General features: G+C 42.1%; 11 protein-coding genes. 1 reads left to right on the forward strand and 10 read right to left on the reverse strand.

Annotated elements, in window-relative coordinates; translation table 11 throughout:
* Positions 1–29 precede the first annotated feature (29 nt).
* The 10 genes from BDE36_RS01545 to BDE36_RS01590 all read right to left on the reverse strand — a co-directional run bounded on the left by BDE36_RS01545 (position 30) and on the right by BDE36_RS01590 (position 10,607).
* Positions 30–1,901, reverse strand: coding sequence for an ABC-F family ATP-binding cassette domain-containing protein (locus BDE36_RS01545; RefSeq protein WP_141813468.1), 1,872 nt, complete (start codon positions 1,899–1,901; stop codon positions 30–32).
* Positions 1,898–2,551: an NAD(P)H-binding protein gene (locus BDE36_RS01550; protein ID WP_141813469.1), complete on the reverse strand. Its 654-nt coding sequence runs from the start codon at positions 2,549–2,551 to the stop codon at positions 1,898–1,900. The genes BDE36_RS01545 and BDE36_RS01550 overlap by 4 nt, the downstream gene beginning before the upstream one ends.
* An 86-nt stretch (positions 2,552–2,637) precedes the next feature.
* Positions 2,638–2,880 carry a Txe/YoeB family addiction module toxin gene (locus tag BDE36_RS24320; RefSeq protein WP_202618197.1) on the reverse strand — a complete coding sequence of 81 codons (243 nt, stop codon included), beginning with the start codon at positions 2,878–2,880 and terminating at the stop codon, positions 2,638–2,640.
* A 30-nt stretch (positions 2,881–2,910) separates the two neighbouring features.
* Entirely contained in the window at positions 2,911–3,165 is a 255-nt protein-coding gene (locus BDE36_RS01560) for a type II toxin-antitoxin system prevent-host-death family antitoxin (protein WP_128768136.1), read from the reverse strand.
* A 189-nt stretch (positions 3,166–3,354) separates the two neighbouring features.
* Positions 3,355–3,786, reverse strand: coding sequence for an rRNA maturation RNase YbeY (gene ybeY / locus BDE36_RS01565; RefSeq protein WP_128768135.1), 432 nt, complete (start codon positions 3,784–3,786; stop codon positions 3,355–3,357).
* Positions 3,786–4,220 (reverse strand): ATP-binding protein, encoded by a 435-nt coding sequence (locus BDE36_RS01570; RefSeq protein WP_141813470.1) that lies wholly within the window; start codon positions 4,218–4,220, stop codon positions 3,786–3,788. The genes ybeY and BDE36_RS01570 overlap by 1 nt, the downstream gene beginning before the upstream one ends.
* Positions 4,221–4,224: 4 nt before the next feature.
* Positions 4,225–7,548, reverse strand: coding sequence for a coiled-coil domain-containing protein (locus tag BDE36_RS01575; protein ID WP_141813471.1), 3,324 nt, complete (start codon positions 7,546–7,548; stop codon positions 4,225–4,227).
* Between the two features lie 107 nt (positions 7,549–7,655).
* The gene (locus BDE36_RS01580) at positions 7,656–8,897 is read right to left on the reverse strand and encodes a sulfate adenylyltransferase subunit 1 (RefSeq protein WP_141813472.1); all 1,242 of its coding nucleotides are present in this window, start codon (positions 8,895–8,897) and stop codon (positions 7,656–7,658) included.
* A 64-nt stretch (positions 8,898–8,961) separates the two neighbouring features.
* Entirely contained in the window at positions 8,962–9,870 is a 909-nt protein-coding gene (cysD, locus tag BDE36_RS01585; protein ID WP_141813473.1) for a sulfate adenylyltransferase subunit CysD, read from the reverse strand.
* A gap of 20 nt (positions 9,871–9,890) precedes the next feature.
* Positions 9,891–10,607: a phosphoadenylyl-sulfate reductase gene (locus tag BDE36_RS01590; RefSeq protein WP_128768130.1), complete on the reverse strand. Its 717-nt coding sequence runs from the start codon at positions 10,605–10,607 to the stop codon at positions 9,891–9,893.
* A gap of 675 nt (positions 10,608–11,282) precedes the next feature.
* Here BDE36_RS01590 and gltX point away from each other — a divergent pair.
* A complete protein-coding gene (gene gltX, locus BDE36_RS01595) occupies positions 11,283–12,803 on the forward strand; it encodes a glutamate--tRNA ligase (protein WP_128768129.1) in 1,521 nt (506 codons plus the stop codon).
* Positions 12,804–12,869 lie beyond the last annotated feature (66 nt).

Here is a 12,869-nt window from a genome sequence, read left to right on the forward strand (position 1 = left end):
GTTCTGTTGCGTGTTCCACGTGGAACATCTTAATTAACATTTTCTTTAATTTCCGTTAGCTCAAGCCAACGCATGCTGATCTCATCAAGGTGTAATTTCTTTGTTTCAATTTCTTCAGCGAGACTCAACAGTGTTTGATGATCTGTAATTCCGGAATTCAATTGAATGGATAGTTCCTCAATTTTCCGCTCTGTGTTTGGAATTTCCTCCTCCAAACCTTCTAATTCTTTCATTTCTTTAAAAGAAAGCTTGTTTTTTTTAGCAGCCTGAGATGGTATATTCGGCTCCGTATTCTTCGCTGGTTCCTTAGTTTTTACGGTATTATCTTTTTCGAGCCTGTAATCAGTATAATTTCCATTATATAATCTCACTTTACTGTTGCCCTCAAGTATAAACAGCTGGTTGGTAAGCCTGTCCATTAAGTACCTGTCGTGCGACACCAGGAGAAGAACTCCGTTATAATTTTCGAGAAACTCTTCGAGTATATTCAGCGTGTCAATATCAAGATCATTCGTAGGCTCATCAAGGATCAGGAAGTTTGGATTCTTCATCAGTACCTTCATTAGCTGTAATCGCTTTCTTTCACCGCCGCTTAACTTTCCTACAATATTATGCTGTTTGGCAGGAGGGAAGAGAAAGTGTGTTAATAGTTGGGATGCGGTTATCGTCTTGCCATCGGCCATCATAATATACTCCGCAATATTCTTTACAACGTCTATTACCCGTTCATTCTGATCCGTATCAATGCCAGTCTGCTTGTAATATCCGAATACGGTTGTCTCTCCCTTTACTATGCTGCCCGAATCAGGTTGTGCAGTGCCAGTAATAAGATTGAGTAATGTAGTTTTTCCGGTACCGTTTTTACCCGCCAACCCAATTTTGTCTCCTTTTTTAAAGATATAACTAAAGTCTTCAACGATTGATTTATCACCGAACGACTTGTAGACCTTATCCATTTCAAGTATTTTATTTCCCTGCCGGGATACCTTAGTGCTAAGAGTTACCTTCTGATTATCATTTAGATTCTTTGTCTTCTCTTCCAGTTCGTAAAAGGCATCAATACGTGCCTTCGACTTAGTGGCCCTTGCCTGGGGCTGCCTGCGCATCCACTCCAGTTCTTTCTTTAAAAGGTTCCTGTTCTTTTGTAGAGAAGAGTTTTCTTCTTCTTCCCGCTGCGACTTTTTTTCCAGGAAATAACTGTATTTTCCTGCATAAGAATATAAACGCTGACGGGTAAGTTCAAGAATATTATTACAAACGTTATCCAGGAAATATCTGTCGTGGGTAACCATTAGTACTGTCTTTTGTCCCGACGTCAGAAAGCTTTCAAGCCATTCTATCATCTCAATATCAAGGTGGTTCGTAGGCTCGTCAAGGATAAAGACGTCCGGTTCATCTATCAGAAGCTTTGCCAGGGCTAGTCTTTTCCGCTGTCCTCCAGACAGGTTGCTTATTTTCTGATCCTGATCCTCAATTGAGAGACGTTGCAAAATGGTTTTAATCTCGTGCTCATACTCCCATGCATTCAGTTCGCTTATTTCATCCATAAGATCATGCAGCTCCTTGCTGTCGCTGTCTGCGCCAGAGATAAGTTCTTCATACCTCCGTATAACTTGTTGCTGTCTGTTATCTAAACTAAAGATATAATCAGCTATGGTATTTTGTCCGCCAAAGTCAGGGTCCTGCTCCAGATATCCTATCCGTAATCCCCTTTCCTTTACAACTTTTCCTTCATTCGGATCCATCTTACCGGCAAGAATGCGAAGAAGAGTAGACTTTCCAGACCCATTGATGCCTACAAGTGAGGTTCGTTGTCCCTTGGCTATGCCGAAGGTCAAATCTTTAAACAGCCAGGTGTCATTAAATGCATGACTTAGAAGTTCTCCTGATAGAATACTCATACTAGTTCTTTAATTTTATCAGAAGGATAACAAAACGTTCCATCAAGGTCCTTCAAATACTGCTTCACCATTGCTCTTGCAACAACCTCCGCCTCAATACTTTGATATTTCTTTAAACTGCCTCTCAGCATTGGGTTGATAATATTCATTACCATAACCGCAAATCTCTCCATAGGTCTTTTTTCAATTCTGTTCCCCGTAAGCAGGGATGGTTTGTATATATGTAATGATTTGAATATCAGCAACTTGATATCTCGTTCAGTTTCTCCCTTGAGCTTGCTATAAAAATTTACAGAGCCAGGGTCTGCGCCCAACGCAGATACAAGATGAAACTGTTCAACATTATTTTCCGAAGCTATTTTAGCCAGCAACAGGGGATAAGTATAGTCAACTTTTCTATAGTCGTTCAAATCCGGTGTCTTCTTCCTGGTGGATCCAAGACAACAGAAAACTGCTGAACCTTTCAGATATCCTTCAAAGCTTCCGGTCTCTGTAAAAGAAACGACTTTCTGTTTAAGTTTAGTATGAGTTATGGGCAGCGTCTTCCTTACCAGCGCGATCACTTCGTCTATCTCTTTTTCATCTAACAAAAGACGAAGAAGATGTGATCCAACAAGCCCACTTGCCCCAGCTATAATTACAGTTTTCAATACTATTTTTTGAAGTACAAATGTACGGGAAGTTTTTTATTACACACAGTCCATAAATGGAGGTATGGGTTGTAGGCTAACTCGTTCTATTTATCTCCATAATGCCCCTGAGCAGCTAAAATCAGAACAATCACTTTTTCCTCCAGAATCTGATAAACTAGTCTGTGTTTATGGCTTATTCTTCTCGAATAAAATCCGGAAAGGGTATATTTTTTTAGTTGCGGTTTTCCTGTTCCCGTTTTCGGGTGTTCCCTTAATTCTAACAAGAGTTTTTCTAGTTTTTTATAAGCTGGCTTATCGGCCTTTTTAAGAAAAAGATATGTCCTCAATTGCGTTTGCAGAAAATTTGAGCTCGTAACTCATAGTGAATCAAGAAAATCCTTTAATTCATTATTGGTTTTTACCGTTATTTCTTTTCCATCTCTAACTTGCTCTATAGATTGTTTAATCCGATTGAGCATCGCCGGTGTGAAATAGAGATCATCATCTGTTACGGGAGTAATGGCATAAGCTTTGTTCTTACCCCGTTGCACAATTATCTGTTCTCCATTATCCGCCCTGTCCATATACTCTGCTTGCTTTTCTCGAAATTCGCGGCTGCTTATTACTAACATAACCTTAAAATTACACGTGTACCGTAATGGTACAAATATAGTAATTATTTATTGCGTATGAAACTTTCCAGCCCGTCGCATTAAAAGGTTGTTACCCTCAAATTTATGATGTCTTTGATTCAGCGAACGTTATTTATGTGTATTATGGCTTTTTTGTTGCGATAGTAAGGTTCTCTGCGAGTAAACACCTCAAAAATTCCTTTTATTAAGATAGAAATCTTCCTTTTGCGTCATCAGATCTTTATCGGCTTTATTTTTGTCTTTATAGCCAAGGAGGTGAAGTATGCCGTGAATGATGACCCGGTGAAGTTCGTCTTTCTCTGTTGTGTTAAAATTAGAAGCATTTTCGCGAATGCGCTCAATACTAATGAAAATATCGCCCTCTATTAGGCTCTCATCTTCGCTATTATCAAAAGTAATAATATCAGTGTAGGTGTTATGGTTAAGGTACTGGTTATTTATACTGAGAAGATAATCATCGCTGCAAAATATGATGTTAAGTTCGCCAGCTTTCTTACCTTCAGAAGTAATAGTATCGTTAATCCAGCTTCGAATGCTGGTTTTCAATTTCAGGGAGAAGGCAATTTCCTCAGAAAAAAAAGAAATTTTTGTACGGATCATTAAAGTTTGAAATGTAGTTCTATTTCGTTGCCTTTCATGTTAAAGATAAACTGGTCGGCAAGATGTTTGATTATAAATATCCCTCTACCTGTTAAGTTCTCGAGATTCTCAGGCGCAGTAGGGTCGGGGAGACGTTCATAGTCAAATCCCTCACCTTCGTCAGCTACCGTAAACTGCATCCGTTTGCCGTCATGAACTTCCAGGTTAATATAGACTTTCTTATTCTCATCCTGTTTATTTCCGTGGATAATAGCGTTTATCGTAGCTTCACTCATACAGGTAAGCATGTTGGCATACGTATCGTCTGCTATTTTATATTCCTCTTTCAGGTTATCTATAAAATTCTCCACGGTAGTTATGCTATCTAGTTTTGAAGGTAACTGTAATGTGTATAATACCGTGTTATCTGAAATATCTACCCGGTTTGTTGTCATATCACTATTTTGAATCTAAATGTCTGAAATAATCACCAACTTTCAATTGGTAAAATAAACTTAAAGAAGCCGGAACTGTTTTAAGAAGTTCTGTTTCCCGTTGTTTCTCTTTTTTAAAGGCATCCAATATTGAATGGAATACCGGAGTTTGGTCACTGCCTTCCTTGCTTTCCCGCTGATTATCAGTTTCACGTTCGCGCTCTGCTTTCTCCGCTTCTAATAACTTAGAAAGAATTTGCTGCTGACGAAGTTCTGTTTCCTGTTTAATTTTTTTGTGTACGAAATCTGTCTCAGTTTGTTCCATTTGCTGGCTTAATTTTTCAAGATCGCCAAGCCGGCCCTTCCCATCCTTATTTAAATCCCTGTTAATCTCCTGTAACGCCTGCCTTATCAGCTGCTGTTCCTTCGCCATCTTTGCCATCTGCTCACTCAATGGACCTTTTCCTGCAGGCTGACCTTCCTTAATGCCCTGCTGCTTCATTTGCTCTCTTACCTTCTGCATATTCTTATTGAGCTGCTCCTGCATTTTACTAAGCTGAGATAAGCTTTTTTGTTTTCCTTTCCCACCCGGTTGTGCATTTTTGCTCATTTTTTGTAACTGTTCTTCCACTTCACTGAGCATTAAAGCGAGATTATTTATAGAAGTGAGGGCATACTGCTGATTGCGATTGGCCTCCGGAGAACGCCTGTCGGCAAGGTTTTGAATGGAACGATCAATGTTATCGTTAATAGCCTGTATCTCTTTATTTACAACGGATTGCAACTGCGGAACTTTCCGGCTCAGTGAATAAAGACTATCCTGAACCAATTTTAAGTTATCGCGAAGGTCCTTTTGCTTTTGAACCAGTTTTAAATAAACCGGAGCATCAGGCGAAGTGTTCCTCACCTCGAGCAAAAGTTTTTCCTGTTCAAAAGAAGACGTCAACAAATTAGCGAGAATTTCTCTGAGGTTTTGAATGCTGAGCCTGTTTTCTTCCATGTCATTCTCCTGTTGCATTTTGCTCAGCTTTTCAGCAAGTTGTTTCATTTTAGCGGCAGCTGTTTTCATCGGTTCTGCTGCCCTGGATACATTTCTATTATTCAATTGTTTATCAATGAAACCTTGTTGCTGTTCAATTTCCGACTGTTCCTCTTTTGGATTTTCGTAGTTGTTCTTCTTCTCAAGTTCGTTGTTCTTCCTTTCCAGCTCTTCCAGGTCACTTTTTGAATCCCGGAAACCGGCATTAATCTGTTCCTGTTCCTTCTTAACGCTATCAAGGCTCTGCGACTTTGGTGCAGCTGCACTTAACTGTCGCTGTTTATCAGAGAGCTTGTTTAGCTTGTCAGATACAAGCGACAGCTTCTGATCAAACTCCAGTTGCTTGTAAAGCTCAAGTATCCTGTCGAGTTCTTTTTGAAGCGATTTGTTATCCAACTGCATTTTAGAGAGCTCCTGCTGCGTTTCTGTTTTGTTATTCTGCTCAAGTAGTTGCCTGATGTTATTTAAAATTTCCTTCGTCTTTTCGTCGAGAACGTTGTTAAACAGATCGTCGATCTGCTTCTGCTTCCGCAGTATTTCTTCTTTCTGCTCCTGCAGCATATTTAATTTATTCAGATTGTGTTTATTCTCATTTCTGATCTCGCCGACAAGATTTTCAAGGTTTTTTTGCTTGTTTAGCAGGTCCTCAATTTGCTTCTTTTCATCAAATGAGAGATTCTTCTTATTGAGAAGATCACGATTCATCATCTGTGCGCCTTTCTCTATCGCTTTTGCCTGGCGGATAGCCTCGTCCATCTTATGCTTGATGTTTTCCGACGATTTGTCAACTTTCGCTTCCGTTTCTTCTTCTGTATCTATTCTTAATGTTCTTGTTTCCGACCTTGCCGATTTAGGCCCATTAAAGCCGTCGTTATCAAAAACCTCAAAGAAATACTCCGCCTGTTGCCCCGGCTTGATTTCAGCCTTTCCAAGGTCCCAGGAATGAAAGAAACTACTGCTGGTGGTATTTCTGTTAACGGGAATACTTTGGCTTTTATAAGCGCCCGCAACACCTTTATTCAGAATCCTGTAATTAAGCGCAAGTCTTGAAAAGCCGTGGTCGTCGTTCACCTTTCCCATAAAATAAAGCGCTTTTCCGTTTAAAGAATCCAGTTGTTCTGATACTTCTATGGACGGTCGTAAGTCGGGTATAACCGTTAGTTTATAGGAAATGAAGTCGTTGTCTTTGACCTGATCATTTTCCGGTCTGATAGATATCTGAGCGTTTTGTTTACCTGCAACGGCGAGCTGGAATGTGTTTTTTTGCTCAGGTTTAAGAAAATTGGTTTTATCATTTATCCTGATAGCCAGGGATTCTGTATTTAAGGTTCTGAATTTCCACCTTATTTTAGTCCCTTCGGGAACCGTGAGATCGCCCGTGTTTTCCAGTATTTCAGCGCTCTTGTGCAAATAAGCGGGGTATTCAAGCGACACATTAAAGTTCAGAAGCGATGGCCTGCTTTTAACGTCAATAACATAGGGATCCGAATAAAAGCCCCCAGCCGAAAGCCGAAAGTGTTTATTGTGCTGGAGGTTTCTGAATGTATGGCTAAAGCGCACAATGTTCTCCTTATCGAGCTTATAACTGCTCAGGCCATCTTCAATATAAATGTCCTGCGGAATCTCGCTGCCTTCCATTTTAATTTTAAGTTCCAGATCGTCACCTTGCACAACAGATAAGTTCCTGTTGAGAACAACAAACGTGAACGGCGCCTTCTTTACATACTTCTTATTGTAATGCAATATTCGTTCGGTTCCTTCACTAAAAATAGCCGGAGCGGTGAAGGCAATGAGAAGAATGACTGCCAGAGGCGGTATAGCGAAACGCAGATATTTTCTGTTATCGGCAATCTTTATGGCCGTTGTAAAAGGCACCGGGTTAAGATCTGCTATCTTTTGATTGATTCCCGCCTCGATTAGACTTTTCTGGGCGGGATTCTCATCAGCCAGTTTTTTTAGCTGAAGTGTATTTAGCAGTTTATCTTTTATGTGCCCGAAATGATTCCCTATGATTTCGGAGGCTTGTTCGTGGGAAATGGTGCTTCCAAGTCGGAAATAGGACAACAGCGGCAGAAAGATTAGCTTACCGAAGATAAACAGGTTTAAGAGAAGGAAGCTAAAGAATAAAACACTTCTTATAAGCTCGTTAAAGTTGCCGTAGTACTCAGCTATGGTAATAACAACATAACTGGCAAATAGCGACGCAGAAAGGTAAATAGCACCTCTTACTACTTTGTTGAGATAGTACTTCCGGATAAACTCATCAATTTTCTGAATGAGGTAAGAATAATTGCCGGTAGAGGAGCTCATATCGTCCTTTATATTCTACCAAGATAACGAAAAAACCGTTTACTTCTTATTTCAGAAGGTACCCCCGCGGACCTACAGGTTCTTCCGTAGGTCCCAGAGACTGTATCCTAATTTAACATACAACCTGCAACCGTTGTATGTGCAGTTTCATCAATCAAAATAGCGCCCCCGTTTGCTCTCAAAGAGAGGTAATTGTCATAGACAATCGGAGAGGCGGTTTTTATAGTTACATGAACAACATCATTCAACGCGGCTTCAGAAATATTCTCGTGCTTTTCGAGCGTATTCACGTCCAGCTTAAAGTTGATTTCCTTCACCACACAACGTACCCGCCGGCTTTGTACCTGCAGAAGGTATTTATTGCCCGCTACAAGAGGTTTATTGTCCATCCAGCAGATGGTTGCTTCAATGTCCTGTGAAACCTTCGGATGCGCCGTTTTTGTAACGATCACATCACCCCTGTTAATATCTATATCGTCTTTCAAGCGGATGACTGCACTCTGAGGAGCAAAAGCTTCTTCCACTTCTTGTCCATGCACTTCAACAGCTTCAATCACCGATTCTATCCCATCCGGCAGGACGGTCACTGCATCCCCTTTTTTATAAGTTCCGCTCAGCACCTTTCCTGCATATCCCCTGTAATCGTGAAGATCTTCAGACTGTGGCCGGATAACGTATTGCACCGGAAAACGGGATTCCGAAAAGTTGATGTCACTTACTACATCCACATTCTCAAGAAGGTGTAACAAAGTATCGCCTGTATACCATGGGGTGTTTTCTGAAGGATTAACGATGTTATCGCCTTTTAGCGCGCTGATAGGAATAAAAGTAACATCCTTAATATTCAGCGTGGCAGCCATTTTAGAATACTCTTCGACGATGCTGTTAAAAACCTCTTCAGAATAATCCACCATATCCATCTTGTTGATCGTTACGACAACATGAGGGAGCTGTAATAAAGAAGCAATGATACTGTGGCGGCGCGTTTGTTCGATTACCCCTAAGCGGGCATCGATCAGAATGATAATGAGGTCGGAGTTAGAAGCTCCTGTAACCATGTTACGCGTATACTGAATATGTCCGGGAGCATCAGCAATAATGAACTTTCGTTTGTCAGTTGCGAAATACTTATAGGCCACGTCGATGGTGATACCCTGTTCGCGCTCTGCACGAAGACCATCTGTAAATAAAGCGAGGTCTATCTCACCTTCTCCTTTATTTTTACTTTGTTTCTGAATAGTCTCCAGCTGATCAACTTTTATTGAATCAGTATCGTAAAGAAGACGTCCAATCAGAGTACTTTTACCATCATCAACACTGCCCGCCGTTATAAATCGAAGTAAGTCCATATGTTAAACTATCAGAATATAGCCTTCAGCTGTCAGCTTTGTGGCTTTTCTATTTTTTTCCAAATTAAAAATAACCGTTCTTTTTCCTGTCCTCCATCGCCGCTTCCGACACCTGGTCGTCGATCCGCGTTTCGCCGCGTTCGCTGATATTCGTCTTGTTGATCTCGGCAATGATATCATCAATAGAAGAGGCTGTCGATTCAACTGCAGCTGTGCAGGTCATGTCGCCAACGGTGCGATAGCGCACGTTTTTCTTTACGATCACATCGTCTTCATCAACACGGACAAAAGGAGAAAGAGCCACGAGGTGCTCATGATGAACGATCACTTCCCTTTCGTGGGTGAAATAAATTGACGGAAGTTCAATTCCTTCGCGTTTTATGTAGTTCCAAACATCAAGTTCAACCCAGTTGCTTATCGGGAAAACCCGTACATTTTCACCTTTCGAGATCTTCCCGTTATAGAGGTTCCATAACTCGGGGCGCTGTTTCTTAGGATCCCACTGTCCGAATTCATCCCGTACAGAGAATATCCGTTCTTTAGCACGTGCTTTTTCTTCGTCGCGCCGGGCGCCGCCAATGCACGCATCGAAGCCGAATTCTTCGATAGTATCAAGGAGGGTATAAGACTGTAGTGCATTTCTCGAAGCAAACTTTCCGGTCTGTTCTTTAAGACCTTTAGCTTTGATCGTATCTTCAACTTTCCTTACGATAAGCCGTGCTCCGGTTTGCTCTGCAATCCTGTCGCGGTATTCAAGCGCTTCCGGGAAATTATGGCCGGTATCGATATGTACCAGAGGAAAAGGGATCTTGCCAGGCTTAAAAGCTTTAAGGGCTAGTTGCACCAGTGTGATGGAATCCTTACCTCCGGAAAACAAAAGCGCCGGACGTTCGAACTGACCCGCTACTTCCCGCATGATATGTATCGATTCAGCTTCCAGCAGGTCGAGGTAATCTAATTTATGTAGAGGCATAAAGCTATATTGTTAATATTTTAGGAATGAGCGTGTAACCCGCATTCTTTACTTGTTTTATCTTCCCACCACCATCTGCCGGCACGGAAATCGTCTCCCGGCATAACGGCGCGTGTACATGGGGCGCAACCGATACTCACAAAGCCTTTATCGTGAAGGGTGTTGTATGGTATGCCATTTTCATTAATAAACGCTCTTACCTGATCGGTCGACCAATGCAGTAGGGGGTGGAACTTTAATATCTGGTTCGTTTCATCCCATTCAAGCTGCGGAAGGTCACTGCGGTCGGGTGAGTGTTCAGCCCTTAAGCCGGTTATCCACAACTGATTTCCCGCAAGCGCTCTTTGCAGTGGTTCCACTTTCCGGATGTAGCAGCAGCCTTTCCTGTTTTCAACCGATTCGTAAAAAGCATTAGGCCCTTTATCGGTAACGAAGCGTTCTATCAATTCCTGATTAGGGTAAAAAGCGTTAATGCGGGTATTATACAGCTCGTTAGTGCGGCTCCACACATAATAAGTTTCCCCAAATAAGCGACCTGTATCCAAAGTGAAAATGTTCACGGGAAGGTCCCGTGACAGTATCATATGGGAGATTGCCTGGTCTTCCCAGCTGAAACTGGTTGAAAAGACGATTTTTCCCTCGAATGCTTTTGCCAGCAGGGCAATGGCGTCCTGTGGCGAAAGACCGTCAAGCGCCGGAAGCAATTCTTCTAACTTACTCTTTAGAGTTTCAATCATTTTTTATCCCCGTATTCTAAATCTATATCCAAGCAAAAATACTGATATTTTATGGGCTCTCTATGCGCTTTATAAACGAATAGTCTATAGATGAAGTAGACAAATGTACGGAGAATTAGGCATTTATAGATCAACAAAATGAAAATTCCAGGAGGCTTTTCAGGATTCTAATCACCGCATTGCTATATACCACGACGGTCGACCTCGCTGGCTAAGGATAGGAGACGGACAGCATGGCTCGCGAGCTGGCTGCTTGAAGACATTCGGGGAGGAAAAAAAGTTGGATATAGAGACAAGGTCAGAAGCGCTATTTCCTGAAAATGTAAAAGTTGTGGATTAAACGTCGTAGGAAAAAAATCTGATAGTAGTCCGGAAAGATGCTGATAAATCCCCTAAAAACGTCTGACGAGTGCCTGACCAAGCCCGGATCATGTCAGCATCTCATCAGACTCTTGTCAGCATCATGTCAGACTCTCGTCAGACTTTAGTCTGACATTATACTGAGGAGATGCTGACATGATGCTGACGAGATCAGGCTTTGGTCGGGATTTTGTAAGGGATTAATAAGAGACAGGACCCTCCGCGGCCTTACTTTCATTACATTAGTTTGTGCCTGAGGTAAGATGTAAATTAAAGGAAGTGTATCTTTGCTGCTTCATATAAATTGATTTCAATATGCATGATAATGTTCGGGTGCGTTTTGCCCCAAGTCCTACGGGAGGCTTACATCTTGGAGGCGTTCGCACTGTTTTATTTAATTATCTTTTTGCACGTCAGCATCAGGGAAAGTTCATTTTAAGGATAGAAGATACCGACCAGACACGTTATGTGGCTGGTGCTGAAGAATATATTTTAGACTGTCTTAAATGGTGCGGATTTCAACCAGACGAAGGTCCGGTTAACGGTGGGCCCTACGGGCCTTACAGGCAAAGTGAACGCAAGGCCCTGTATCGCCAGTACGCAGAACAGTTGGTTGAAAGCGGAAATGCTTACTATGCCTTTGACACCCCTGCAGATCTTGAGCAGAAACGGAAGGAAATAGCCAACTTTCAATACGGCTATTTTTACCGCGACCAGATGCGGAATTCTCTCACACTGAGCAAAGAGGAGGTAAAGAAACTGATCGATAGCGGCGTGCCGCATGTTATCCGCATCAAGATGCCGGAAGATGAAACGGTATCATTTATCGACATGATCCGTGGTGAAGTAAGCTTTCAAACTTCGCAGTCCGACGATAAGGTGCTGCTGAAGGCCGATGGGATGCCGACCTATCATTTGGCTGTAGTCGTCGACGATTACCTGATGAAAATTACGCATGCTTTCCGTGGAGAGGAATGGCTGCCGTCGGCGCCCGTGCATCTTTTACTTTGGAAATATCTTGGATGGGAAGATGAAATGCCACGCTGGGCGCATCTTCCGCTTATCCTCAAGCCTGATGGCAATGGAAAGCTGAGCAAGAGGGACGGAGCGAGACTAGGGTTTCCGGTATATGCCATGAACTGGACCGATCCTAACACGGGTGAGCTTACACCGGGATTTCGGGAGATGGGCTTCCTTCCCGAATCTTTTATCAATATGCTGGCCATGCTGGGCTGGAATGATGGTACCGACCAGGAGCTGTTCGGCCTCGAAGAATTGATTCAAAAGTTCTCTCTTGATCGTGTGAATAAATCGGGTGCGAAATTTGATTATGAAAAGGCTAAATGGTTCAATACGGAATGGATTAAAAAGATCGACAGCAATGTGCTAAAGGGACTGGTTGCTGAACAGTTGAATAACGCCGGAATAGAGGTTGCTGACACCGCCAAACTTGAAACGGTTATTGAGCTCGTTAAGGACCGTTGCCATTTGCTGCCCGACTTTGTGGCACAGACCTCTTACTTTTTTAAAGCTCCTGAAACCTATGATTTGGCCGCAGTAAAACCTAAGTGGACGGAAGCTAAGGAACAATTTTTCAAAGCTTTTTCAGACTACCTTTTAGCTAACCCTTCACTCACATCCCATGACCTGGAAGAGAACTTTAAAGCCATGGCTCAGGAGAGGGGATTCAAAATTGGAGATGTGATGCTCCCGTACCGGATCATGCTGGTAGGAGGCAAGTTCGGTCCTGCCGTTTTTGATATTACCAAACTGATAGGCGAAGAAGAAGCTGTCGCCAGGATTAATAAAGCGCTGGAAGAAATAGCGAGAGTATAGTTGAAAGTTGAAAGTATAGAGTTGAAAGTCGAATAGTTTACTTTTAACTCTATACTTTCAACTCTA

It is taken from the genome of Arcticibacter tournemirensis, from assembly GCF_006716645.1.
In the GTDB taxonomy this organism is placed as follows: domain Bacteria; phylum Bacteroidota; class Bacteroidia; order Sphingobacteriales; family Sphingobacteriaceae; genus Arcticibacter; species Arcticibacter tournemirensis.

Bases quoted from the DNA above. Each gene is read 5' to 3' on its own strand.
- BDE36_RS01545 (WP_141813468.1), bottom strand. From the start codon at position 1,901: ATGAGTATTCTATCAGGAGAACTTCTAAGTCATGCATTTAATGACACC.
- gltX (WP_128768129.1), top strand. From the start codon at position 11,283: ATGCATGATAATGTTCGGGTGCGTTTTGCCCCAAGTCCTACGGGAGGC.
- BDE36_RS01560 (WP_128768136.1), bottom strand. From the start codon at position 3,165: ATGTTAGTAATAAGCAGCCGCGAATTTCGAGAAAAGCAAGCAGAGTAT.
- BDE36_RS01580 (WP_141813472.1), bottom strand. From the start codon at position 8,897: ATGGACTTACTTCGATTTATAACGGCGGGCAGTGTTGATGATGGTAAA.
- cysD (WP_141813473.1), bottom strand. From the start codon at position 9,870: ATGCCTCTACATAAATTAGATTACCTCGACCTGCTGGAAGCTGAATCG.
- BDE36_RS01575 (WP_141813471.1), bottom strand. From the start codon at position 7,548: ATGAGCTCCTCTACCGGCAATTATTCTTACCTCATTCAGAAAATTGAT.
- ybeY (WP_128768135.1), bottom strand. From the start codon at position 3,786: ATGATCCGTACAAAAATTTCTTTTTTTTCTGAGGAAATTGCCTTCTCC.
- BDE36_RS01570 (WP_141813470.1), bottom strand. From the start codon at position 4,220: ATGACAACAAACCGGGTAGATATTTCAGATAACACGGTATTATACACA.
- BDE36_RS01590 (WP_128768130.1), bottom strand. From the start codon at position 10,607: ATGATTGAAACTCTAAAGAGTAAGTTAGAAGAATTGCTTCCGGCGCTT.